The organism is Rhizobium freirei PRF 81, assembly GCF_000359745.1.
Taxonomy (GTDB): Bacteria; Pseudomonadota; Alphaproteobacteria; order Rhizobiales; family Rhizobiaceae; genus Rhizobium; species Rhizobium freirei.
In genome coordinates this window covers 411591-436018 of sequence record NZ_AQHN01000056.1, presented here as the reverse complement: position 1 = coordinate 436018, position 24428 = coordinate 411591, and the positions used below count along the sequence as shown (strand labels likewise).

The window sequence follows — 24428 nt, the reverse complement described above, 5'->3', positions numbered from 1 at the left end:
TTTTCCTGGAGTTGTTCTAAGGGCTCGGCATCGGTGTCGTGGAACCGAGCGTTATGCATCTGCGGCGCGGCGCCTCGACGTCCGGGCTGCCCTTGCGTAACGGAGGATGCGGCCTAGTCGTGCTGTTGCAGCTGGAAGAGATGCTTGATGCGCGAGCTCAGCGAGCTGACGGGAGCGCCGTTGACCAGCACGTCGGTGCTGGCAAACAGATGGTGCTCGGCCTCGATGCGTTTCGCCATGATGGCACCCAGCTCCTCGGCAAGGGCCGGCCGGTCATGCAGCAGCGGCGACAGGCAGTCCTCGCCGATTTCATAGGTGACGACGAAGGTCAAGGCGCGAACAGTCCCGACTTCGCCCGATCCCATCAACAGACCGCTCTCTCCGAAATAGTCGCCGGGAGCGAGGCGTGTGAGCTCGATCTGCCGATGCCCCTCGCGGCGGGTGATGCTGACCACGCCCGACCGGACGATCGTCAGCGCGCGAAGCTTGGCATCCTGTTCGGCGATGACCGCGTCCTTGCGATAGGTGCGGCGCTGCATGTGCGACGCCAGATGCTCCTTCTCGTCCTCGGTCAGCGATGAGAAGAGCGGGATGTTGCTGACCAGCCGCCATGGCGTTCCGGGGCCGTGCTGTTGATCGGCGGGCGTTTCGGTTGCGTGCTCCGCGGCGACCGTGATCGTCCCGGGAGGTCCGGCGAATTTCAAACCGGCCGCCTTCGAGTGGCGGTAGAGAAGATCGTAGATCTCGTTTTTTGCGGTCATCGTCATCGACATATCGCGGACGCGGAACGAAAGCAGCAGTTCAAGCGCCTGCCCGTCGATGGAGATGATGGCGACGCTGGGCTCCGGCACCTTCAGGATTGAATTGCAGCTGATCAGCACGTTCTGCATGAGATCGGCGACAACACGCGGAAGTGTCGTCGGCTGAACGCGCACCGTCACCGTCGCGCCGTGGCTTTCTTCCGGCGAAGAAAGGTTGGTGAGCCGCGTCTTGGCAAGGACGCTGTTCGGGATGACCACGAGGTCGTTCGTGCCGTTCAGCAAATGCGTCGCCCGCCAATTGGTTTCGACGACGCGGCCCTGGACATCGTTTTCGAGCACGATCCAGTCGCCCACCGAATAGGGACGGCCGAGATTGAGCGCGATGCCGGAGAAAACGTCGCTCAACGTGCTTTGCAGGGCAAGACCGAGAATGATGGCGAAGACGCCCGATGTCGCGATCAACGTGCCGATCGGAACACTGAAGACATCGCCGATGATCGAGAGTATTGCGCCGAGATAGATGATGCCGACGATCAGGTCCTGCAGCAGTCGGCCCTCGCGGGGCTTGCGTTCGAAGATCAGAAACAGGCGCACGAAGGCGATCAGCACCCAGGCGCCGTTGACCCACCATATGATCTTGGCAACACCTGTGAAGGTGCGCAGCGTCACCGAGTCCTGCGGTGGGCTCGGCTCGTAAGGGATGATGCCGTGATAGAGCAGAAGCACGGTCAGGGAAACGAAGAAGATGATTTGCCCGATCAGGCGCCCCGCGCGCTGATGACGCAGCATGATGCGGCTGACGAATGTGCCGATGACGACCAGAACGCAGAACTGGACAATCGGATCACCAAGAAGTGCAATGGTCATGGGGGCTTGGCCGCACTCAGTCTTTCGGATGGACGCTAAATTGGCACGAAAGCGGCCGCAACGCCATATGGCGATGGATTGCCTGCTTTCGTCTCCCGTGAAGCTGCGCCCAAAGGTCGCTGGCGCCTCGATCTTGTTTCGTCAACCTTGATAATTAGATGACGATTATCATCTTACATCTGTCATCCCATCCTGCTATCTGCTCCCGCGAGTGCACCTTCCGGTGCTTCGACATCATCAAGGAACATCCATGACACAGTCTTTTGTGATTAACGGCGATTTGCTGATCGGCGCGGATTCGACCGGTGACAACAGAACCGCGCGTGCCATCAACCCGGCAACGGGTGCCGATCTGGAGCCGGCTTTTGCGATTGCCGGCGAGACCGACGTGGCAAAGGCCTGTGAACTGGCGGCCCAGGCATTCGACGTCTATCGCGCCACCAGCCCGGAACAACGCTCGGCATTCCTCGAAAAGATTGCCGACAATATCATGGAGATCGGCGATGTGCTGATCGAGCGGGCGACGGAAGAGACCGGCCTGCCGGTCGCGCGTCTGCAGGGCGAGCGTGCCCGCACCGTCGGCCAGCTGCGGCTGTTTGCTGAGGTCGTCCGCTCGGGCGAGTGGCTCGATCTGCGCGTCGATCCGGCTTTGCCGGAGCGCAAGCCGATGCCGCGGTCCGATCTGCGCCTACGTCAGATCCCGCTCGGCCCGGTCGCCGTCTTCGGCGCCAGCAACTTTCCGCTCGCCTTCTCGGTTGCAGGCGGTGATACGGCATCGGCGCTCGCCGCCGGCTGCCCGGTCGTCGTCAAGGGTCATCTTGCCCATCCGGGTACGGGCGAACTTGTGGGACGCGCTGTCCGCGCCGCCGTTGCCGCTTGCGGTCTTCCGGAAGGCACATTCTCGCTGTTGACCGGCGCCAACGAAACCGGCGCGGCGCTGGTGCGCGATCCCCGCATCAAGGCTGTCGGCTTTACCGGTTCGCGTGGCGGCGGCATGGCGCTCGGCGCGATCGCCGCGGCACGGCCTGAGCCCATCCCTGTTTATGCCGAGATGAGCAGCGTCAATCCCGTCTTCCTCTTCCCCGCCGCGCTCGCTGCACGCGCCGAGGTGATCGGTACGGGCTTCATCGATTCCCTGACGCTCGGTGCCGGCCAGTTCTGCACCAATCCGGGCCTGCTCTTCGCGATCGAGAGCCCAGATCTCGACCGGTTCGTTGAGGCTGCCAGCGATGCCCTGACGGGCCGCGCGCCGGCGCCGATGCTGACCCCGGGCATCCATGCCGCCTTCGACAAGGGCGTTGCGGCATTGGCGGAGCATGAGGCGGTCAAGACCGTCGCTCATGGCGCGCCGGCCGAAGGCGTCAACCGCAGCCCCGGCATCTTCTTCGAGACTGGCGTCGAGCCTTTCCTGGCCGACGAGCGCCTGGGTCATGAGGTTTTTGGCGCCGCGAGCCTGCTGGTGCGATGCAAGGACATCGAGCAGATGATCGCCGTTGCGGAAAAGCTCGAGGGCCAGCTGACCGCGACGCTGCAGATCGAAGCGGATGACTATGTCACGGCCGCCAAGCTGGTGCCGGTGCTGGAGCGCAAGGCCGGGCGCATCCTTGCCAATAGCTGGCCGACCGGCGTCGAAGTCAGCCATGCCATGGTGCATGGCGGGCCTTTTCCGGCTACGTCGGACAGCCGCACGACCTCGGTCGGCACGCTTGCCATCCGCCGCTTCCTGCGCCCGGTCTCCTATCAGGACCTGCCGGAAGGGCTGCTGCCGGCCGAGCTGCGAGACGATGGCGTCAAGTCGCTGCCGCATCTGCTGGATGGCGTGCGCAAGGGTAACTGAGTGCTAAAGTGCCCCTCATCCGGCCTGCCGGCCCCCTTCTCCCCGTCAGAACGGGAGAAGGGGATAGACGCACCCACAGCCTTCGCTTCAACTACTTATTTTGGTGAGGGGATCATCCCCTCTCCCCGTTAAAACGGGGAGAGGGCTAGGGTGAGGGGCAATCCCACGACTTGAAGACGACTGGAAACCTCAAACCACCGCGTAGACGATGCCGGTGAACGAGCCGGCATGGTGCAGGAGTTCTCGCTCGCCCGCGCCATCGAGTCTGGCGGAATAGAGATTGCCGCCGATATCGGTGAAGAACATGCGATTACCAGGCAGATCGAGCGAGAGGCCGATGCCTTCGTCCAGGCCTTCGAGGACGACTTCTGACGTTGCGGCGATATCGTCCATCTGGGCGCAGTTGACGGTATTGCCGCGCGGAAGATTGCCGCGATCGGTCCAGTAGATCGTGCGGGTGGCAAGGTCGAGTTCAAGATCGATCGGTTCCGGCAGCTTGTCGAGCAAGGTCTCGATGTCGCTGCGATTGGTGGCGGTTTCGCCGGCCGGGATATTGATGCCAGCGCGGAAGATGCGGCCGAGGCCGGCATCCGGCGGCCCTTTCTGGGTCCAGTAGATCTGCCCGAGCGGCAGGTCGAGGGCGATGCCAACGCACCAGCGTTCGATATCGGCGCTGTCTTCCGGGCTGTCGCCATTCTGCACCAGGGTTTCGATATCACTGCCATCGATGTTGGCGCGCATGACGCGCATACCCTCGCGGTCGCACCAATAGAGCTTGCCGTTGTCGCGGTCGAGCTGGATCTGCTTCGGCGTGACGAGCGTGCTGCCTGGCGGGATCAATGTGATGTGGTTGCCGCCGTCGAGGTCCATGCGCTCGATGGAGCCGTCATGGGCGTTGTAGTCGTTGCCCATCTCGGTCCAGTAGATCCAGCCGTTCTCGCTGTCGACGAGAATGCCGTCCGGGCTGCGGCCCGGCCGTTGGACGATGAGCTTGAGATCGGTGCCGTCGATGGCGGAGGAGAGAATGCGTCCGTCGTTGATATCGAGGAAGAACAGTCTTTCGGTCTTGTCGGTGGAAGTGGCAGGCGTCCGTGCTTCTGCTTCTGACATGAGAGCATCCTTTCAAAGGGGCGGATCTGCGGATCACAGCGCGGCAATCATGGCATCGGTTGATGACAGCATCATTCGCCGCTGCGATCAGAATGAACATCTGCCGCGCCGCAGCAAACTTCAAGGGTCTGGACGTCGCGGCCGCAGCGATGCCCCCGTCAAATAACTGTCATTGCTCTGATATAAATCCCCATCATTTCCAGGGGGCTGTTCCAATCGGGGGCTGAAGTCCGAAGCCGGAGGTGCTTGATATCATGTCGACGCTCCAGCAGGTTGCTTTTCGCGCCGGCTGTTCGGTCGCGACCGCCAGCCGCGTGCTCAATCGCAACGGTCCCGTCAGCGACGAGATGGTGCGCCGCGTGCGCCGGGCGGCGGCGGAACTCGGCTATCGGGGGGGTGGGCGTACTGGCAACGGGCGGCCGGCAATCGGCGTGCTCATTCCCAGCGTTACCAATCCCGTTTTTGCGGCTTCGCTTTCCAGCATCCAGAACCGAGCCTTTCATGCGGGTCACAGCGTGTTGATCGCGCAGTCGAACTATGACCCGGCGCAGGAGCCGGACGCGGTCGCCTCGCTTCTTCATCAGCAGCCGACCGGCCTCATCCTCACGGTCTGCGATCCCGAACGCAGTATGGCTCTATCTTCAGCCCTGCCGCCGACCGTGCTGCTCGGCAATCTGCCGACAAGCCGCTTCACCGCCGCCGTCGCCACCGACAATTTCGCTGCAGGTCGTGATTTGACCAACCATCTCCTATGCAAGGGGCACCGCCGCATTCTGTTCATCTCCGGACACTTCGCGGCGTCGGACCGGGCGAAACTACGCTATCTCGGCTATATCAGAGCTATGGAGGCGGCCGGGCAGCGGCCTTTGGATACTCTGGAGATTTCCTTCGTGAGCAGCCTGGAGCAACTCGATCTTTCGGACGTCGTCGCGCGTTCGAACCCGACGGCGATCATCGCCTCCAACGATCTTCTGGCCCTCGGCGTGATGGGCGCGCTGCGGCGACAGGGCCTCTCTATTCCACGCGATATCTCGGTCGCGGGTTTCGATGGGATTTCCCTCGGTCTGTTGACGGAGGTGTCGTTGACGACCGTTGAAATACCGGACGGGACCATGGGTGCGGCTGCCGCATCGCTATTGCTCGACATGGCGGAAAACGCCGCGCCGCCTCGCCATTTGACCGTGCCTTACCGGCTGCGCGTGGGCGGGAGCGTGCGCGATCTTGCTGTTCAGTCCTGAGCGTCTCTGCACGGGAAACGCCGCCTCCCGAAGAGAGGCGGCGCGATTTCTTCGGACCGGATCGAAAGATCAGCTGCGCGGCAGCATGCCTCCGACGTCGGAAGCAGCATCCTCAAGCGCTTCCTTCGGTGCGGCCGAGCCATCGATGATGCGCGAGAGGTTGTCGACGATGGTCTGCGTGACCTTGACGCCGTTGGCGCCCGGGAAGGCGTACCAGGGGATCATGACCGGCATCTGGCTCAGGCCAGCCTGGAACAGCGGGTTCTTCTTGTAGAAGTCGCCGAGATATTCGGCAGACTTGGCAGCCAGTTCGTTGTTCGGAACATAGCCGGTGCCGGGAACGACGACGGAGGCGCCATAGGGGCCGGCGGCGAACTTGGCGAACTTCCAGGCGGCTTCTTCCTTGACCGGATCATGCGTCAGGATGACGACGGCATTGCCGCCTGTGGGAAGGCGGCCGTTGACCGGGTCGATCAGCGGGATCTTGGCGGTACGCAGATCGAACTTGGTGCCGACATTCTTGATGGTGTTGACGAGTGCGCCGGTGGTCTGGAATTCGAAGCCGACCTTGCCGGCAGCGAAAGCCTGCTCGCCGGCAGCCTTGGTGAAGACCGGCATGCCGCCTTCCTTGACGAAGCGCTGGATCATCTCGACGGCCTTCTGTCCCTCAGGACCGTTGAAGGCGACCTTGCTTTCGTCGTCGCTCAGCATCTTGCCGCCGGCGCCGAAGAGGAGGGCGGAGAACATCCAGTCGTCGCCCTGCCAGCGGAAGTCCATGCCGTCGACGCCGTTGCCGAGCGCCTTGATCTTGCCGGCGAGCGCGATGACTTCATCCCAGGTCTTCGGCGGGTTGTCCGGATTGCCGCCGGCAGCCTTCACCAGATCGGCGTTGTAGTACATGATCGGGTTCGAGGTCGCGAAAGCGAGGCCGACCTGCTTGCCCTTGACCTGGGCGAGCTTCAGGATCGTGTCCGAGAAACCCTTCTCGGCCATGTTGCCCTCTTTCTTGACGAGGGGGCCGAGGTCGACGGCGACGTTACGCTCGTCCATCATGCGCAGGCGGTTGAGGCCGATGAAGGTGACATCGGGCATTTCGCTGGTGCCGGCCTGGCGCAGGATGGTCTGGATGCCTTCCTCATAGGTGGCCGAAGGGGCAGCGAACTGGATCTTGATGTCGGGATTTTCTTCCATGAACTTCTTCGAGATCGTGTCCATCACGTTCTTGAAGAAGCCGGGCATGGGGTAGTGAACCGTCAGGGTCGTTTCGGCGTAGGCCGGGACCGTCACGACCATCGAAATGGCCGCGGCGGCGAGAATCTGGGTGATATGCTTCATCGCTCGTTCTCCTGTTCGAGCATGATGCCGAAAAGTGTAAGCGGTTTTCGGACGAAATCATGCTCTACTTCTTTGATTCTAGAGCGGATTCAGATCTTAGATCGATTCGATCTAGAATCATCCGCTCTAGTCGAACCGGTCAGCCTTTGAGACCGGTCATGGTAATGCCCTCGACGAAACGCTTCTGTGCGAGAAGGAATGCCGCGACGAGGGGAAGGGTAATCATGAGGGTTGCCGCCATGAGCGCGCCGTAGTCGTCGCCGGCTTCGGCGGCGCGGAAATACATGAGGCCCAGCGGTGGCGTGAAATAGGCCTGCTTGGTGATGACGATCAGCGGCCAGTAGAGGTCGTTCCAGTGCGCGACGACGGAGAAGATCGCGAAGGCCGTGACCGCCGGCCAGGCATTCGGCACGATGACGCGGGCGACGATGCCGAGTTCGGACATGCCGTCGAGACGGGCGGCGTGGATCAGATCATCCGGCATGGCGCGGAAGAACTGCAGGAACATGAAGATCGCGAACACCGAGATCGAGAAGGGCGCGACCAGAGCGGTGTAGCTGTTCAGCAGCGACAGGCTGTTGAAGCCGACATAAAGCGGTAGCGCCGTCGCATGGATCGGGATCAGCAACCCAAGCATGACCAGCAGCATCATGATGCGCGCAGCCGGAAATTTCAGCTTAGCCATGGCATAGGCGCAGGGGATGGCGATCAGCACCTGGAAGAAGAAGATCAGGCCGCAGACGAGAACGCCGTTGAACAGCAGCGTGCCCATCGACACCTTGCTCAGCGCCTTGGCGATGTTCTCGATATAATAGAAATTCGTCGGGATCAGCTTCAGCGCCGATGTGAAGATATCGTCCTGCGCCTTGCCGGCGGTCGAGATCATGAAGATGTAGGGCGCAAGGAATATGAGCGAGCCGAGGATCAGCACCAAAAGGCGCAGGATGCGGCCGGGAGTGAAGCCTGTCGAGGTCATGTGTAATGCACCTGCCGGTCTTGGACGCGATATTGCAGGAAGGTCAGCACCACGAGGATGGCGAGAAACACCGTCGTCATGGCCGAGGCGTAGCCGACCCGGAGATAGACGAAGCCTTCCTGGTAGATGGTGAAGAGCAGGACTTCCGAGGCATGGTTGGGGCCGCCGTCGGTCAATGCCTTCACGGTGTCGAAGACCTTCACCGCATTGATGATGCTGATTGTGGTGACGAACAGCGTCGTCGGTCCGAGCATCGGCCAGGTGACGAGCCAGAAGCGGTCGAAGGACGATTTCGCGCCATCCACTTCGGCTGCCGCGTAAAGCTCACGCGGGATGGCGGTAAGGCCGGCAAGAAACAGCACCATGTTGAAGCCCACCGACTGCCAGACGCCGATGATCGACAAGCTGTAGAGCGCCGTCGCCGACGAGCCGAGCCAGTTCGGTCCGCGCACGCCCATCTCGGCGAGAAGAGCGTTGATCGGGCCGATCGTCGGGTGAAAAAGATACTGCCAGACGGTTGCCATCGCGACGATCAGCGAGGCGACGGGCAGGAAGTAGGCCGTGCGGAAGAAGCTGCGGCCAATGCCTTCGCTCTCGATCAGCAACGCGACGCCGAGGCCAAGCACGATCGAGGCAGGTGCGACGATGGCGGTATAGGTTGCGGTGTTCCAAAGCGATTTCTGGAAGCCGCGATCCTTCAGCAGATGCGCATAATTCTCGAAAGCGACGAAGCGCAGGCCCTTGTCGCCGAGCTGGAAATCCGTGAAGCCGAGCACGACGACGGCGATGATCGGCACCAGGATGAAGAGCACGATCAGGACAATGGCGGGCAGGGCGAACAGCAGAGCCGTGCGGGCCTCGCTGCGTTCGTGCGCCGCCGCCGACTGCATCGGCAAGGATGTGGCGGCAATGCTAGCCATGCGCCTTCTCCCGGGCAGCGTCGACAGTTGTCGGGACGGCACGCAGCCGACGACCATCCTCGGCAAAGACCAAGGCCTGCTCGGCTGCAAGCGAGAGCGCCACAGGCATGCCGGCAGAAAGACCGGCGGCCTCGGCAGGCGCAAGTTTGACGATCATGGTTTCGCCGATCGCATCGAGCTTGGCGTAGAGGATGACCTCGGAGCCGAGGAATTCCATGCGCTCGATATGGGCCGCGAGTGCGTCCTGGCGATTTTGAGCGAGGCTCACGAACTCCGGGCGGATGCCGAGGGTGACGTTGCTTCCGGAGAAGGTGTCGTCTTCCAGCGCAAGACGGATGCCGCCGAAGGCAACGATGCCGTTCTCCGCCAGTGCCGGCAGCAGATTGATGCGCGGCTGGCCGACGAAGCGGGCAACTTCGACATGGGCCGGATCGTCATAGATCGTCTGCGGCGAGGCGAGCTGCAGCAGCTGCCCGCCGATCATGACCGCGACGCGATCCGCCATCGAGAGCGCCTCGGCCTGATCGTGGGTGACGTAGACCGTGGGCACGCCGGCGCGGCGATGCAGATCGACGATCTCGCCTCGGGCGTGGACGCGCAGATTGGCGTCGAGATTGGAGAGCGGCTCGTCCATGAGGAAGACGGCGGGGCGGCGCACCATGGCGCGGGCCAGCGCCACGCGCTGGCGCTGGCCGCCCGACATCTGGCCCGGCTTGCGGTCGAGCAAATGGTCGATCTTCAGAGAAGTCGCCATTTCACGGACGTCGCGGATGATGCCGGTACGGGTGGCGCGCTGGCCGGGGATCAGCGAGCCGATGAAGGGCAGGCGCTGAGCGCGCGACAGGCGGCGCATGGCGAGCGGCACGGCGATGTTTTCCGAAGCCGTCAGGTGCGGATAGAGCGCGTAGGACTGGAAGACCATGGCGATGTTGCGGTCTGCCGCCGCAACGCCGGAGACGTCGCTGCCGCCAAGGACGATTTCGCCGCTGTCGGCATGGTCGAGGCCTGCAAGGATGCGCAGCAGCGTGCTCTTGCCGCAGCCGGATGGACCGACGAGGGCGATGAATTCGCCGGGTTCGACGTCGATGTTGACGCCCTTGAGGATGGCGTTGCCGCCGAAGGATTTGGCGATGCCGCGAAGCGAGAGTGCACTCATTCGGCCGGCTCCTTCTTTGCCTTGGGGGCTGCCTGCGGGTAGACTTCCATGACGACGTCATCGAGGAAGTAGGCGGTCATGCCGGGCACGGCGACGAGCTCGGACGACACCGTCTCGCCAAGTTCGTGGATCGCGGCACCGATCAGCCGCTCGCCGGGCATTTCTCGCTCCATCGTGTCGAGGATGAAGGCGCCGGGCGGCGCCCAGACCAGGTTGGTGTCGTTGAAGCGGCCTTCCCAGGTCCAGTGCAGGTGGCCGCTGCCGAAGAGGGCGACGTCGTGGGCCGCGATCAGATCATAGAGCCGGCGGCGCTGCGAAGGCCGCACGCTCCAGTAGCCGGTATCGCCTTCATCCGGCGCATCGACGAAGAGAGGCTTGTGGGCAAAGAGGGCAATGCGGCGTTCGCCACGGCTTTCGAGCATGTCCTGCAGCCAGTCGAACTGCTTCTGCTCCTCGTCATCCTCGAAGCCCATCAGCAGGCTGTTGAGGCCGATCAGGCGCCAGTTGTCGACGTCCTTCGCCCAATAATCCGGGCCGACAAGGCGGCGCCAGCGCTCCAGCCGCTCGGGATTGACCGGCTGGTAGGAGCCTGGCAGGTGGCCGACATCGTGATTGCCGGGCACGATCAGCATCGGCGCGGATACCTGCCGCATCATCTCCATAGAGAAGACGAGATCCTCGTCCCTGTCGGCGCCGTCGACGCTCAAATCGCCGGTGTGGACGATAAGGTCGGCGCCGCTGGCCTCGATCCATTTTGCCAGCGGCTCCCAATTGCCGTTGAAATGCGGCTTGTTGGGGCTCAAATGCGTGTCGGTGATCTGGATGATCTTCAAGGCGCGTCTCCGGAGTCGTCAGAAGCAATGCGCCTGCAAAAGAGTTCCCTCAAAACCGGCGCGTCTCTGCGCTCTCTTTAGAAGGCCCCCATGTCAGTAAGGTAACGGGTCTTTTCAGCTGTTTCTCAGTTTTGTCACATCACCGTCAAACGGCGTCATCGCTCGCCGCAAGGCGAATTGAGGCCTGTACGCGCCATGTTCGGGTGATATAGATCGCTGCCGAAGGGGATTGGATATGTCAGACGAACAGAGCCGCATCACGACACTCGAAGAGACGGTCGCCTATCAGGCGAAGACGATCGAGGAACTGTCCGATCAGATTGCCGAGCAATGGAAGGTGATCGAGCAGACCAGGCATAAGCTCGACCGGCTGACGGAGCGCTTCCTGACGCTCGAAGAGCAATCGCTCGACGCGCCTGGTATCGCCAAGCCGCCGCACTACTGATCGCGCCGCTCCGTCTTCACGTTTCGGTGTTACACGCTGGCGTGTGTAACAAAAATGCCTGTCTTCCCGTATTTCCTTATGACCGGAGCATTGGCCATCGCGGTCGAGAGGAAATCAACATGAAGACTTTATCGACAAACATGATCCGCATTTATTCGGCACGCGTCACCCGCTTCGCCGGCCTTACGGCGGTGGCGGTATTGCTTGGCGGCGTTGCGCTGCAATTTGTCGGCCGCGCTTCGGCCGAGGACGCGCGTGTCATTCCTGCGCCGAGCATGGATGAAAAGGCGGCCTCTGCCAATACGGAGACGGCAGTGCTTGCCGGCGGCTGCTTCTGGGGCGTGCAAGGCGTCTTCCAGCACGTCAACGGCATCATCAGTGCCACGTCCGGCTATACCGGCGGCAGCAAGGATGCGGCGCATTATGAAATGGTGAGCAGCGGCGACACCGGCCATGCCGAATCCGTGCGCATCGTCTTCGATCCGCACAAGATCAGCTACGGCCATCTGCTGCAGATCTATTTCTCGGTGGCGCATGATCCGACCGAACTGAACTATCAGGGGCCTGATACCGGCACGCAATATCGCTCCGCCATCTTCCCGACCAGCCAGTCGCAGTCCGACATTGCCCACGCCTATATCGATCAGCTCAATCGCGCTAAGGCCTTCGATGCCAATATCGTCACCAAGATCGAGCCGGCGCGGCAATTCTATGCAGCGGAAAGCTATCACCAGGATTTCCTGACGACGCATCCGACTTATCCGTATATCGTCATCAACGATCTGCCGAAGATCAAGAATCTTGAACATCTCTTTCCCAAGGATTATCGCGCCGACCCGGTTTTGGTCACTGCGAGCACCGGCGCGAATTGACCGATAGCTGATGCGCTGTCCGGCGAGCGTTGCCCGCCGGGCACGGCCGCCTTGCAAGAAATGCTCGTTACTCGCTGCGCGTCTGGTGTATTGCTCCCTCACCAGACATTCATCGAGAGTGCGCTTCGCCATGATCGTCCGCGACCGGCCGAATCTTTTCCAGCTTTTCTTCATCCTCCGCGGTTCGATCATCCGGCGCATTCTGCCGCAGATCATCGCCATCTTCCTGCTGTCCATGCTTATCGTCTGGGGTCATGAGGAACGGCCGAACCTCATCATTTCCTTCAACGGTTCGGCGCTTTCGCTGCTCGGCATCGCGCTTTCGATCTTCCTCGGCTTCCGCAACAATGCCTGCTACGACCGCTGGTGGGAGGGTCGGCGCGACTGGGGGCAGCTCGTCTATCTCGCGCGCGGTTTTGCCCGCCAGACACTGGTGCTGGAGAGTGCGGGTGAAACGGGCGTCGAGGCGCGCAAGAACCTGCTGCGCCTGACCATGGCCTTCGCGCAGGCGCTGGTCTGTCTTTTGCGGCCGGGTAGCGACGAGGGAAAAGTGCTCCGTCTGCTGACTTCGAGCGAGGCCGATTTCTACCATGCAGCCCGCAACAAGCCCGATCTCATTCTGCGCCTGATGTCCGCCGATCTCGCGCGATTGAAGGCGTCAGGCGCGATTTCGGATATCCAGTATCAGATGCTGGATATCACCATCGGCCAGATGGGGGCGGCCCAGGCCGCCTGCGAGCGCCTCCGCAACACGCCGCTGCCCTTTGGCTATACGCTGCTTCTGCATCGCACCGCCTATCTCTTCTGCTTCCTTCTGCCCTTCGGCTATGTCGATACGCTCGGCTGGGGCTCGCCCTTCGTCACGGCGTTGATCGCCTATACTTTCTTCGGCCTCGACGCGCTGGGCGACGAGCTGGAGGATCCGTTCGGCCGTCGTCCCAATGCGCTCGCCATCGGCGCCCTTGCCGATACGATCGAGATCAATCTGCGCGAGGCGCTCGGCGAAACCGATCTGCCGCCGCTGCCGCAGCCCAAGGATTTCCTGCTGATGTAAAAATCAGCAAAAATATTCGTCAGGCCATGGAATAGAATCCGGGCTGCTTCCGTATATAGGTGCATGGAACGCAAAGGACGCACATTCGATGTTTTGGGGCAGCTCGGTTCGCTGAGACGTTACGCCCGCTCGCTCGTGCGCAATGCGGACGATGCCGAAGATCTGGTGCATGACGCGCTGGTCAAGGCCTATGAGCGGAAGGCGTCCTTCCGGCGTGACGGCAACCTGCGCACCTGGCTGTTGTCGATCCTGCACAATGTGCATATCGATCGCTTGCGCCAGAGTAGGTCGCAGAGCCGTCGTCACGAGGAAGCGGCTGCGGAGGTGGCGCCGGCATTGGCCGCGCCGCAGGACCATGCGGTGCGCCTGAGTCAGGTGCGCGAGGCCTTCTTCGGTCTGCCGGAGGAGCAGCGCGAGGCGCTGCATCTCGTGGCAATCGAAGACCTCTCCTATCAGGAGGCGGCAGCCGCGCTTGGCATTCCGGTCGGCACGCTGATGTCCCGCATTTCGCGGGCCCGGGCGAGCCTGCGCAATTTCGAGGACGCGACCTCCAGGGTTTCGCATCTGCGGTTGATCGAAGGAGGCGGCAATGAAAATCGTTGATCCGATCATCGATACCGATCTTGACGCCTATGTCGATGGCGAGCTCACCCTCGCGCGCCGTGTCGAGGTGGAATCCTACCTCTCGGATCATCCCGAGATTGCTGCCAAGGTGATGGCGGATATGAGCATTCGCGGTGAGTTGCGCATGGCGCTGGCCGGCGAAAGCCCTGTGCTCAGGGCGGAGACGCGCGAGGCCGCACGGCGACTGGAGCGCGGGCTGGTCTACGGTCGCATGTTTGGTTCTTTCCAGCGTGTCGCCGCCATTGCCATGCTGGTGGCGACCGGCTGGGTCGCGCATACGTCCTTTGGCGCCTTTACGGCGAGTGAAGTCAATGCGTCCGCACGGCCGCCGGCTTTCGTCGACGATGCGGTGCGCGCCTACAAGACGACCACCATGCGCGAGGAAATCAAGCCGCAATCGGCGGACGCCAATTACAATGCGGATGAAATCCGCGCGTCGACGGCAATCGTCTTGCCGGAGCTGCCGGGCGACTGGCGCGTCACCGATGCGCAGATCTATCCGTCCGAGTTCGGTCCGAGCGTCGAAATGATGGTGGATGCCGGCACGGACGGGCATTTATCACTTTTCGCCGTCCGTCCGGGCAATTTCGCCGTCCAGGACGTCAGTCATATCAAGCGTGACGATGTCCAGGCTGCCTATTGGCAGATCGGCGAAGTCGCCTATGCGCTGATCGGCAACGGCAAGGCGGGGCAGCTTGACGGCGATGCCCAGAAGCTCGCTCGCAGCCTGTATTGAGTTTGAATTAAAGGAGAACGACTATGAACCCGACCAATCCGCGATACGGCTACGCAGCCGGCGCAGGCTCGCAGGCGCTCTTCGACGAAGGTCTGCGCCAGCACATGCTGCGCGTCTACAACTACATGGGTATCGGCCTTGTGGTGACGGGCATCGTCGCGATGATCGTCGGCACGACGCCGGCACTTTACGTGCCGATCTTCCAGACGCCGCTGAAGTGGGTCGTCATGCTGGCGCCGCTCGCCTTCGTGTTCTTCTTCTCGTTCCGCATCCAGTCCATGTCGGCCAGCACGGCGCAGATGATGTTCTGGGTATTCTGCGCGGTCATGGGTCTGTCGCTGGCCTCGGTCTTCCTGGTCTTCACCGGCACGAGCATCGCGCGCACCTTCTTCATCGCCGCGACCATGTTCGGCGCGACCAGCCTTTACGGCTACACCACGAAGCGTGATCTTTCCAACATCGGCTCGTTCCTGATGATGGGCCTGTTCGGTGTAATCATCGCCAGCATCGTCAATATCTTCCTGGGTTCGAGCGCTCTGCAATTCGCAATCTCGGTGATCGGTATCGTCGTCTTCGTCGGCCTGACCGCCTGGGATACGCAGAACATCAAGGAACAGTATGCCGAAAACCACGATCAGGAATCGCAACAGAAGCTTGCCGTCTTCGGTGCCCTGTCGCTCTACCTGAACTTCGTCAACATCTTCCAGCTGCTGCTGAACCTCACCGGCGAGCGGGAGTAGTTTGAAATTGTCTGCTTGAGCATGGTCTGAGCTAAAGGGCACTCCACGCCTTTGGTGATCGTGCTCTGGGAATGCGTCTCCCTGGGGGCTTGTTGAGACGCATGACGCGCCTGCAGTATCTGCGCCGATACTGCAGGCGCAACTTTTTTGGAATGTGAAACAGGGTTGCAGCCATCTTCGCCGCAGAGCGGCAAAGGGGGAAGGTGCCGGACTGAGAGAGCACTGTCTAAAGAAAGGGCCCGATAGCGCGGATCTGCTGCCATCGGGCCTTGAATCATTGCGGATGTCAGGCCCTTCGTCCGTCAGGAGAGGGCCGTGATCTTACCACTCGGCGACGCTGCCGTCCTCGTGACGCCATACCGGGTTGCGCCAGCGATGGCCTTCCTTGGCGCGCTCGATCACATAGGCCTCGTCCACCTCGATACCGAGGCCGGGACCCTGCGGGATCGAGACGAAGCCGTCGGCATAGTGGAACACCTCCTTGTTGGAGATATAGTCGAGGATGTCGTTGCCCTTGTTGTAGTGAATGCCGAGGCTCTGCTCCTGGATGAAGGCATTGTAGCTGACGGCATCGACCTGCAGGCAGGCGGCAAGTGCGATCGGGCCGAGCGGGCAATGCGGGGCCAGCGCCACGTCATAGGCTTCGGCCATGGCCGCGATCTTGCGGCATTCGGTGATGCCGCCGGCGTGGCTGAGATCGGGCTGGAGAATGTCGACATAGCCGTCCGATAGCACAGACTTGAAGTCCCAGCGCGAATAGAGACGCTCACCCAAGGCAATCGGCGTCGAGCAATGATTGGCGATTTCCTTCAGCGCCTCGCGGTTTTCAGAGAGCACCGGCTCTTCGATAAAGAGCAGCTTGTAGGGCTCCAGCTCCTTGGCGAGTACCTTGGCCATCGGCCGGTGGACGCGGCCGTGGAAATCGACGCCGATGCCGATATAAGGGCCGATCGCCTCGCGGATGGTGGCGATGGTTTCGACTGCCTTTTCCACCTTGTCATAGGTGTCGACGATCTGCATTTCCTCGCAGCCGTTGAGCTTGATCGCCTTGAAGCCGCGGGCAACGACGTCCTTGGCGTTGTTGGCAACGTCGGAGGGGCGGTCGCCGCCGATCCAGGAATAGACCTTGATCTTGTCGCGCACCTGGCCGCCGAGCAGCGAATGGATCGGCTGTCCGAGCGCCTTGCCCTTGATATCCCAGAGCGCCTGGTCGATGCCGGCAAGCGCCGACATGTGAATGGCGCCGCCGCGATAGAAGCCGGCGCGGTACATGACGTTCCAGTGATCCTCGATCAGAAAGGGATCCTTGCCGATCAGATAGTCTTCAAGCTCGTGCACGGCTGCCTGCACGGTTAGCGCACGGCCTTCCACGACCGGCTCGCCCCAGCCGACGATGCCCTCATCCGTCTCAATCTTCAGGAACAGCCACCGTGGCGGCACTATGTAGGTCGTCAGTTTCGTGATCTTCATGGCATTGCTTCCATTTCGACTTTGAATCGTATCAGCGGCGCGATGCCGCGGATGTCGGGGTTTCGGGATTGGTTTTCCGCCCGCCATCCGGCCGTCGTTCGACGGCAAGGTCACGGGCGGCAAGATCGAGCATGCGATGGGCGCAGTCGCGGGCCGCAGCGCGGTCGCGCAGACGCAGCGCCTCCACCAGCTGGCCATGGACGACGATCGCCTCGTCCCGGCTGTGAGCGGCGACATTCGAGGCGTGCAGCGCATATTTGAGGCCGGCATGCATGGCGCTCGACAGGCGGCGGAACACCTGGTTGTGGCTGGCGCTCAGCAGCAGCTTGTGAAAGGTCACGTCGGCTTCGGTGAAGCCTTCCGGATCGTCGCCGCTATCGCGCATCTGCCGCCATGCATTGTCGAGATCGGCAATTTCCTGGGCGGTGGCCCGCTCGGCGGCATATTCAGCGGCAACGGGTTCGATGGTGCGGCGCGCCTCCAGGATAGAGCCGAGAATATCGAAGCCGGCGATGTAGGGACCCATCCATTCGAGCACGTCCTGATCGAGGATGTTCCAGTCGTCCTTGGCGCAGACTGACGTGCCGATGCGCGGCTTGCCGCGCACGAGCCCCTTCGATTCCAGTATTTTGAGGGACTCGCGGATGACCGTGCGGCTGACGCCGTAGATCGCGCAAAGATCGTTCTCGCGCGGCAGGGTCGAGCCCGAGGGATAACGTTCGGAGCAGATATCCTCGGCAATCGACGCAGTCACGTTCTTGCGGACGCGCGGACGGCGCGCCGGCTGAGCCGGGGAGGCATGCCCCTGTTCTTCAACCGAAACCACCCTATTTCCTCCAGACCATTGCGCGCTCCCGAAATCGCTTGCGACCAAGGGCGCATGCTGGTCGTGCATGCGGCCGATATCCGCTCACGTTCGAAGCGTTTTTCGCATGAAAGCCAAGATACTTTAATCATCATACATTAGCAACAGCCTTGTATGATGATTAAACGGCATCATCCCATCGCAGACGGGAACAATCCGCTGCGCTGGGCTTTGTTGACGTCGGCGCCGCTGCTGTTATGGCGGCGTCGTCTTCGGCGGATAGAAGGATTATGGTGTCCGTGCGGCCGGTGTGAATGCCGTCGCCGTCGGATCACCGCGGGAAGCGAGGATTCTGCTCCCAAAGCTCAGTTCAACGACAAGGAGGACGATATGCAGATCAATCGTACAGGTTCGGCTCAATGGTCCGGCGGTCTGAAGGATGGCAAAGGCCAGATCTCGACCCAGAGCGGCGCGCTCAATCATTATCCCTACGGTTTCGCCAGCCGCTTCGAAGGCGTTGCCGGCACCAATCCGGAAGAGCTGATCGGGGCTGCGCATGCCGGTTGCTTCACCATGGCCTTGTCGCTGATCCTCAATGAGGCTGGCTTCACCGCCGAGAGCATGGAGACCACGGCCAAGGTCACGCTGGAAAGCGTCGAAGGCGGCTTTGCCATCACCGCGATCCACCTGACCCTGACGGGCAAGGTGCCTGGCGCCGACGAGGCCACGTTCACCGAGCTTGCCAACAAGGCCAAGGCCGGCTGCCCTGTTTCCAAGGCTCTCGCTTCGGTTCCGATTTCGCTGGAAGTTCACGCCGCCTGAACCGGCCGCTTCAGCTTTTGCGCCGCGCTGGTTGGCGCGGCGCGTTTCATATATATTCCGCATCCGGGCATTAGGCTGTCATTCATGGGAATGCGGTGCTCAAGGGAGAGGCGAATGTCAGGAATTCTCTTAATTCACGTCGTCATAAGCTTGATTGCCATCGTCAGCGGCATTGTCGTCGCTCACGGCTTTCTTACCGCCAATCGTCACGAGCGATCGACGCTGGTCTATATGGTCGCGACCATTCTCACCAGCTTGACGGGCTTTCTGTTTCCGTTTCACGCTGCCACACCGGCAATCATCGTCGGCGGTCTGTGTGTTCTCATCTTCATACCGACCGCGCTGGCGCGCTACAGTTTCCATCTTGCCGGCATCTGGCGCCCTGTTTTCATCGTCGGGGCCATGGTGCTGCTGTTCTTCAACTGTCTGGTGCTGATCATTCAATCGTTCCAGAAGATACCGGCGCTGAATACGCTGGCACCCAATGGTAACGAGCCGCCGATACTGGTGGCGCAGGTGGCTCTCCTCGTGGTGTGCCTGCTTGTCGGCTATCTCAGCATCCGTCGCTTCCGTCCTGCGCTCCTGGGCGTCTGACCGGGCGCTGTCGCCCCCGAGCATGTTGGCCGCTTTCGGCTCAGTTCCGACAAGGGCTTTGCCGATCGTTTAACCTTTGTTGCAAGTTGTTCGGCACACTCAAACGTCATCGCATAGCATTCGAAAACCGCCTGCCGTTGCAGGCGGTTTTCTTGACATCGGCGCTCTGATGATTTACGAGTGACGAAAATTGAAAATCGTCACTCGTAAATCATCAGGTACTGCCCATGCTCGATCTTCCCGATGTTAGCGCCGACCCTGCGCGTCAGGACAACATCGCGCGCATCCTCGAAGCTGCTGAGCGGCTGTTTCGCCACTATGGTTATAGCAAGACCACGGTGGCCGACATCGCCCGCGATCTCGGCATGTCGACGGCGAACATCTATCGTTTCTTCAGCTCCAAGGTTGAAATCCATCAAGCTCTTTGCGGGCGTATGCTCCAGCAGAGCTATCAGATGGCTTTCAATATTCGTAACCAGCCGCTCAGCGCATCCGATCGGCTGCGGGCCTACACCATGGGCCAATACAAGATGACGCTGGAGACCATGCTCGACGAGCAGAAGGTTCACGAGATGGTCATTGTCGCCATAGAGCGCGACTGGCATGTCATCGAAAAGCACATCGAACGTATGCAGGATCTGGTCGCCGAGATCATCGGCGAAGGGATTGCCGCCGGAGAGTTTGCCGAGCAGGACCCGCATGTTGCAGCCAAATGCTTTGCCGCGGCGACGGTCGATCTCTGCCATCCGCAGATGGTGGCGCAGTGTCTTGCCAAATCATACCAGGCCGAGCCCGAAGATCTCATCGAATTCGTCATCAGGGCCTTGAAGAAATAGCAGTTCGCGCACCGGATGGCCGGAGCGCTCCCGTTTTTTATTCGACTTTAGGAGAGCGACATGGTTTCGCTGACGACCAACACTCTACGGGCCGCTGCCGGCGCGGCTCTCATTGCCGCCGTTGGGCTCGGGCTCACAGGCTGCAACGAGAAGAAGGAAGAGACGGCGGAGGTGATCCGTCCGGTGAAGGTGGTCGAAATCGCCCAGGCGGATACGACGCGCAAGCTCGACTATTCCGGCGCCGTGCGCGCGCGCACCGAGATGAATCTCGGCTTCCGCATCAACGGCAAGATCGTCGAGCGCAAGGTGGATATCGGCCAGAGGGTGAAGCCCGGCGATGTGCTCGCCCGCATCGATGCGACCGATTATACTCTTGCCGTGCGCCGCTCGCAGGCAACTCTGGATTCGGCGGAAAAGCAGGTGCAGACGACCGAGCTTGCCCGCACACGCGCTCAGGCGCTGTTCGACAAGAATGTCACCTCCAAGTCGCAGCTCGAACAGGCCGAGCTCTCCTACGAACAAGCGGTTTCGTCGCGCGATTCCGCCGTCTCGGCGCTCACCGAAGCCAAGAACCAGGTCGCCTATGCCGATCTGACCTCGGACATGAACGGCATCGTCACCACAATCAACGCCGATGTCGGTCAGGTGGTTGCCTCCGGCACGCCGGTCGTTACCGTTGCCGTCGATGGCGAGAAGGAAGTGCAGGTCGCCGTACCGGAGATGGACATTGCCCAGTTCAAGGTCGGCAAGGACGTCAAGGCGCGCTTCTGGTCGGATTCGGCGCTCGTACTGGACGGAAAGGTGCGGGAAGTATCCGGCAGCGCCGATCAGTCTCGTACGTTTGCGGTGCGCGTTAGCCTGCCGAACGATCAGCGCGTTCTGCTCGGCATGACCGCGACGATCGAAGCGCTCGCCGGCAACACCCAGCCCTATGTTTCCATTCCGCTGAGCGCCCTTGCGCAGAAGGACGGAAAGCAGATCGTCTGGCTTGTCGATCGCAGTGCCGGCACGGTCCATTCGCGCACCATCAAGGTTGCCGATTTCGCCGATGACGGCGTGCGTGTCGCCGATGGCCTCAAGACCGGCGATGTCGTCGTTGCCGCCGGCACCCAGTTCATGTCTGAAAACATGAAGGTCAAACTGTCTGGTGCCGCAGGCCAGCAGGCCGCCGCAGAAACCAAAGCCGCTTCGGCGGATATCGTACGCTGATCCGGATCGAGAGGGACGACACCATGTCCAGCAACAGCACCTCCGCCGAGAGGAAGCGTTTCAACCTGTCGCGTTGGGCGATCGCCCATCCGAGCATCGCGCGCTTCCTGTTCGGGCTCATCATCATCGCCGGCGCGCTCGGCCTGACCCATATGGGCCAGAAGGAAGACCCCGATTTCACCTTCCGCGTCATGGTCGTGCAGACCGTGTGGCCCGGCGCTTCCCTGCAGGACATGGAAGACCAGGTGGTCAACAAGATCGAGCGCAAGCTGCAGGAAACGCCGCATCTCGACTGGGTCAAATCCTATACCCGCGCCGGTTTTGCCATCACCACCGTCCAGATCAAGGGCGACACCAACACAGCCGAGGTGAAGGATGCCTTCTACCAGATCCGCAAGAAGGTCGGCGATATCAACAACGAGCTGCCGTCCGGCCTGCTCGGCCCCTATTTCAACGACGAATTCGGCGATACCTTCATCACGCTGCATTCGATCAGCGGTGACGGCTACAGCTATCCGGAGCTGAAGAAATTCGCCATCCAGGCGCGCGACATGCTGCTCTCCACGCCCGGTGTCGAGAAGGCCACCATCATCGGCGACCAGGCTGAGCAGATCTATATCGATGTTTCTTCCAAGGTGCTGGCCGAACGTCGGCTGACGCTCAACGACCTGAAGAATGCCATCGTCGGCCAGAACAATGTCGATCCCTCCGGTACGGTCGATACCAGCACGCGTTCGGTGCGCATCTCGGTCGGGGGCGACGTCAACAAGATCGAGGATATCAAGAACCTGCGGCTGAACGCCGGCGGTCAGGTCACTCGCCTCGGCGATATCGCCACCGTCACCGCCGGTCTGCAGGATCCCTACACAGCCAAATTCCTCTATAACGGCCATCCGAGCGTGCAGCTCGGCGTCGTCATGGCTCCGGGCTTCAAGGTGACCGATGTCGGCAAGTCGGTTGAAGAAACCTACAAGCGTTTCGAGGCGTCGCTGCCGGTTGGCGTGCAGGTCGATCAGATCGCCAACCAGCCTGATGTCGTGACTGACGCCATCAGCGAATTCATGCATGCGCTCGGCGAAGCTCTCGTCATCGTGCTGATCGTATCGTTCCTGTCGATCGGCTGGCGCTCCGGCCTGGTGATCGCGATTGCCATTCCGCTGGTGCTGGCAGCCACTTTCGCAATCATGTACGAGTTCGGCATCGACCTGCAGCGTATCTCGCTCGGCGCACTCATCATTGCGCTCGGCCTGCTCGTCGACGACGCCATGATCGTGGTCGAGCTCATGGAGCGCAAGCTGGAAGAGGGGCTGGTGAAGCTCGATGCCGCCAGCTTCGCCTATTCCTCGACCGCGTTTCCGATGCTGACGGGCACGCTGATCACCACCGCAGGCTTCATTCCGGTGGGATTTGCGGCGTCGACGGCCGGCGAATATGTCCGCACGCTGTTCTACGTCGTCGGTATCGCGCTCGTGATCTCCTGGTTCGTGGCTGTCTACTTCACGCCATGGCTCGGCTACATGATCCTCAAGCAGCGGCATCATGCCGGCGAGCATCATGATGTGTTCGATACGCGCTTCTATCGCCGCCTGCGCTCCTCCGTCGCCTGGGCCGTGCGCCATCGCGTCATCGTTCTGGCTCTGACGCTTGCCGCCTTCGTCGGCAGCCTCTGGTCCTTCCAGTTCATTCCGCAGAATTTCTTCCCGCAGTCGTCGCGTCCGGAAATCCTCGTGGACTTGTGGCTGCCGGAGGGCACCAGCATCAAGGAAGTCGAGCGGCAGGCACAGGCCCTTGAGGCACGCATGGCCGATGATCCGGACAAGCGCTTCATCGCCACCTATGTCGGTCAGGGCGCACCGCGCTTCTTCCTGCCGCTCGATCAGCAGCTCACCAACCCCAACTATGCTCAGATGCTGGTCATGGCCAAGGACGAGCCGGCCCGCGAGCGCCTGATCGTCAAGATGCGCGGCATCCTGGCGGCAGATTTCCCGTCCGTCCGCGGCAAGGTCGACCGCCTGTTCCTCGGCCCGCCCACAGGCTGGCCCGTGCAGATGCGCGTCATGGGTTCGGATCGGCAGGAGGTTCGCCATATTGCCGACCAAGTGAAGCAGCGCTTTGCCCAGAATCCGCTGCTCGGCGCCATCCATGACGACTGGCTCGAGCCGGTGCCGGCCATGAAGCTGGTGATCGATCAGGATCGCGCCCGCGCCCTCGGCGTCACCTCGCAGCGCATCCGCCAGATGCTGCAGGCTTCGATGTCCGGCGTTACCCTCGACAATTATCGCGAGGGCGAGGAAACCGTCGGGATCGTTGCCCGCGAGCCGGAGGAAAGCCGTCATCTGCTGACGTCGGTCAACTCGGTCTATATCCCGACCGACTCGGGCGGCTTTGTACCGCTGTCGCAGGTTGCGAAGATCGTGCCTGCGATGGAGCAGGGCATCGAATGGCGCCGCGACCGTCTGCCGACCATCACGGTAAGGGCGACTTTGCCCGACAACGTCCAGTCGAACGATGTGACGGCCAAGCTCTACAACGACATGGCCGATCTAAGAAACAGCCTGCCGGCTGGCTACAAGATCCAGATCCAGGGCGGTGCCGAAGACAGTGCCGAAAGCCAGGCTTCGATCGCTGCCAAGGCGCCGATCATGCTTGTGGTCATCGTCGTGCTGTTGATGGCGCAGCTGCAGCACTTCGGCAAGGCGATGCTGGTGCTGGCGACCGGCCCGCTCGGCATCATCGGCGCCGCTGCGGCGCTGTTGATCAGCGGTGCGCCCTTCGGCTTCGTCGCGATCCTCGGCGTCATCGCGCTGCTCGGCATCATCATCCGCAACTCGATCATTCTCGTCGACCAGATCGACCAGGATATTGCGGCGGGTATGGACCGGAAGGAAGCGATCATCGGCTCGGCCGTGCGTCGTTTCCGGCCGATCATGCTGACGGCGCTGACGGCCGTGCTGGCGCTGATCCCGATCTCGCGCGGCGTCTTCTGGGGTCCGCTCGCCTACGCCATGATGGGCGGCATTCTGGTGGCGACGATCCTGACGATCTTCGTGCTGCCCGCCGGCTACGCCCTGTTCTTCGGCCGCGAGCCCAAGCACAAGTCGGCGGAGCCGCCGGCCAGGGAACAGGTCGACGACGAGCAGAATGCCATCCAGCTACCGCCGCCGGCCGTGGCGGCAGAGTAAGGCACG

The 24428-nt window shown here is 61.6% G+C and carries 22 protein-coding genes; 13 read left to right on the top strand and 9 right to left on the bottom strand.

Annotation, left to right across the window (positions count from 1 at the left end; genetic code table 11):
- Nucleotides 1-113 precede the first annotated feature (113 nt).
- A complete protein-coding gene (locus RHSP_RS14040) occupies nucleotides 114-1628 on the bottom strand; it encodes a mechanosensitive ion channel family protein (protein ID WP_004117965.1) in 1515 nt (504 codons plus the stop codon).
- Nucleotides 1629-1878: 250 nt separating this feature from the next.
- Here RHSP_RS14040 and RHSP_RS14035 point away from each other — a divergent pair, with 250 nt between their 5' ends.
- On the top strand, nucleotides 1879-3465 hold the full coding sequence (locus RHSP_RS14035; protein WP_037151831.1) for an aldehyde dehydrogenase (NADP(+)): 1587 nt from the start codon (nucleotides 1879-1881) through the stop codon (nucleotides 3463-3465).
- A gap of 189 nt (nucleotides 3466-3654) precedes the next feature.
- Here RHSP_RS14035 and RHSP_RS14030 read toward each other — a convergent pair whose 3' ends face one another.
- Entirely contained in the window at nucleotides 3655-4575 is a 921-nt protein-coding gene (locus tag RHSP_RS14030) for a YncE family protein (RefSeq protein ID WP_004117960.1), read from the bottom strand.
- Nucleotides 4576-4829: 254 nt separating this feature from the next.
- Here RHSP_RS14030 and RHSP_RS14025 point away from each other — a divergent pair, with 254 nt between their 5' ends.
- Nucleotides 4830-5813 (top strand): substrate-binding domain-containing protein, encoded by a 984-nt coding sequence (locus tag RHSP_RS14025; protein WP_004117957.1) that lies wholly within the window; start codon nucleotides 4830-4832, stop codon nucleotides 5811-5813.
- Between the two features lie 69 nt (nucleotides 5814-5882).
- On the opposite strand, the gene RHSP_RS14020 is transcribed toward RHSP_RS14025, so the two are convergent.
- The 5 genes from RHSP_RS14020 to RHSP_RS14000 all read right to left on the bottom strand — a co-directional run bounded on the left by RHSP_RS14020 (nucleotide 5883) and on the right by RHSP_RS14000 (nucleotide 11033).
- Nucleotides 5883-7148 carry an ABC transporter substrate-binding protein gene (locus RHSP_RS14020; protein WP_004117954.1) on the bottom strand — a complete coding sequence of 422 codons (1266 nt, stop codon included), beginning with the start codon at nucleotides 7146-7148 and terminating at the stop codon, nucleotides 5883-5885.
- 139 nt (nucleotides 7149-7287) lie between these two features.
- Nucleotides 7288-8124 (bottom strand): carbohydrate ABC transporter permease, encoded by an 837-nt coding sequence (locus tag RHSP_RS14015; RefSeq protein ID WP_004117951.1) that lies wholly within the window; start codon nucleotides 8122-8124, stop codon nucleotides 7288-7290.
- On the bottom strand, nucleotides 8121-9044 hold the full coding sequence (locus tag RHSP_RS14010; protein ID WP_037151828.1) for a carbohydrate ABC transporter permease: 924 nt from the start codon (nucleotides 9042-9044) through the stop codon (nucleotides 8121-8123). Before RHSP_RS14010 ends, RHSP_RS14015 begins: the two co-directional genes overlap by 4 nt.
- The gene (locus RHSP_RS14005) at nucleotides 9037-10200 is read right to left on the bottom strand and encodes an ABC transporter ATP-binding protein (RefSeq protein WP_004117945.1); all 1164 of its coding nucleotides are present in this window, start codon (nucleotides 10198-10200) and stop codon (nucleotides 9037-9039) included. The genes RHSP_RS14010 and RHSP_RS14005 overlap by 8 nt, the downstream gene beginning before the upstream one ends.
- A complete protein-coding gene (locus RHSP_RS14000) occupies nucleotides 10197-11033 on the bottom strand; it encodes a metallophosphoesterase family protein (RefSeq protein ID WP_004117943.1) in 837 nt (278 codons plus the stop codon). Before RHSP_RS14000 ends, RHSP_RS14005 begins: the two co-directional genes overlap by 4 nt.
- A 235-nt stretch (nucleotides 11034-11268) precedes the next feature.
- Between RHSP_RS14000 and RHSP_RS13995 the strand changes: the two genes are divergently transcribed.
- The 6 genes from RHSP_RS13995 to RHSP_RS13970 all read left to right on the top strand — a co-directional run bounded on the left by RHSP_RS13995 (nucleotide 11269) and on the right by RHSP_RS13970 (nucleotide 15504).
- Nucleotides 11269-11478, top strand: coding sequence for a SlyX family protein (locus RHSP_RS13995; RefSeq protein ID WP_004117941.1), 210 nt, complete (start codon nucleotides 11269-11271; stop codon nucleotides 11476-11478).
- Nucleotides 11479-11597: 119 nt separating this feature from the next.
- Nucleotides 11598-12350 (top strand): peptide-methionine (S)-S-oxide reductase MsrA, encoded by a 753-nt coding sequence (gene msrA / locus RHSP_RS13990; protein WP_004117939.1) that lies wholly within the window; start codon nucleotides 11598-11600, stop codon nucleotides 12348-12350.
- 130 nt (nucleotides 12351-12480) lie between these two features.
- On the top strand, nucleotides 12481-13404 hold the full coding sequence (locus tag RHSP_RS13985; protein WP_004117937.1) for a bestrophin family protein: 924 nt from the start codon (nucleotides 12481-12483) through the stop codon (nucleotides 13402-13404).
- 63 nt (nucleotides 13405-13467) lie between these two features.
- On the top strand, nucleotides 13468-14007 hold the full coding sequence (locus RHSP_RS13980) for a sigma-70 family RNA polymerase sigma factor (protein ID WP_004117935.1): 540 nt from the start codon (nucleotides 13468-13470) through the stop codon (nucleotides 14005-14007).
- Nucleotides 13994-14764, top strand: a complete 771-nt coding sequence (locus tag RHSP_RS13975; protein WP_004117931.1) for an anti-sigma factor family protein — start codon at nucleotides 13994-13996, stop codon at nucleotides 14762-14764. Before RHSP_RS13980 ends, RHSP_RS13975 begins: the two co-directional genes overlap by 14 nt.
- Before the next feature lie 23 nt (nucleotides 14765-14787).
- The gene (locus tag RHSP_RS13970) at nucleotides 14788-15504 is read left to right on the top strand and encodes a Bax inhibitor-1/YccA family protein (RefSeq protein WP_004117929.1); all 717 of its coding nucleotides are present in this window, start codon (nucleotides 14788-14790) and stop codon (nucleotides 15502-15504) included.
- 321 nt (nucleotides 15505-15825) lie between these two features.
- On the opposite strand, the gene dgoD is transcribed toward RHSP_RS13970, so the two are convergent.
- Entirely contained in the window at nucleotides 15826-16974 is a 1149-nt protein-coding gene (dgoD, locus tag RHSP_RS13965; RefSeq protein ID WP_037151824.1) for a galactonate dehydratase, read from the bottom strand.
- 31 nt (nucleotides 16975-17005) lie between these two features.
- Nucleotides 17006-17800: a FadR/GntR family transcriptional regulator gene (locus tag RHSP_RS13960; protein ID WP_037151819.1), complete on the bottom strand. Its 795-nt coding sequence runs from the start codon at nucleotides 17798-17800 to the stop codon at nucleotides 17006-17008.
- A gap of 369 nt (nucleotides 17801-18169) precedes the next feature.
- On the opposite strand from RHSP_RS13960, the gene RHSP_RS13955 reads away from it, so the two are divergent.
- From RHSP_RS13955 to RHSP_RS13935, 5 genes are all read left to right on the top strand, one after another.
- On the top strand, nucleotides 18170-18601 hold the full coding sequence (locus RHSP_RS13955; protein ID WP_004117925.1) for an OsmC family protein: 432 nt from the start codon (nucleotides 18170-18172) through the stop codon (nucleotides 18599-18601).
- Nucleotides 18602-18715: 114 nt separating this feature from the next.
- Nucleotides 18716-19195, top strand: a complete 480-nt coding sequence (locus RHSP_RS13950) for a hypothetical protein (RefSeq protein ID WP_004117924.1) — start codon at nucleotides 18716-18718, stop codon at nucleotides 19193-19195.
- A 227-nt stretch (nucleotides 19196-19422) separates the two neighbouring features.
- Complete coding sequence (locus tag RHSP_RS13945) at nucleotides 19423-20031, top strand: TetR/AcrR family transcriptional regulator (RefSeq protein WP_037151816.1); 609 nt, start codon at nucleotides 19423-19425, stop codon at nucleotides 20029-20031.
- Between the two features lie 60 nt (nucleotides 20032-20091).
- The gene (locus tag RHSP_RS13940; protein WP_004117921.1) at nucleotides 20092-21240 is read left to right on the top strand and encodes an efflux RND transporter periplasmic adaptor subunit; all 1149 of its coding nucleotides are present in this window, start codon (nucleotides 20092-20094) and stop codon (nucleotides 21238-21240) included.
- Nucleotides 21241-21263: 23 nt separating this feature from the next.
- A complete protein-coding gene (locus tag RHSP_RS13935; protein WP_004117919.1) occupies nucleotides 21264-24422 on the top strand; it encodes an efflux RND transporter permease subunit in 3159 nt (1052 codons plus the stop codon).
- Nucleotides 24423-24428 lie beyond the last annotated feature (6 nt).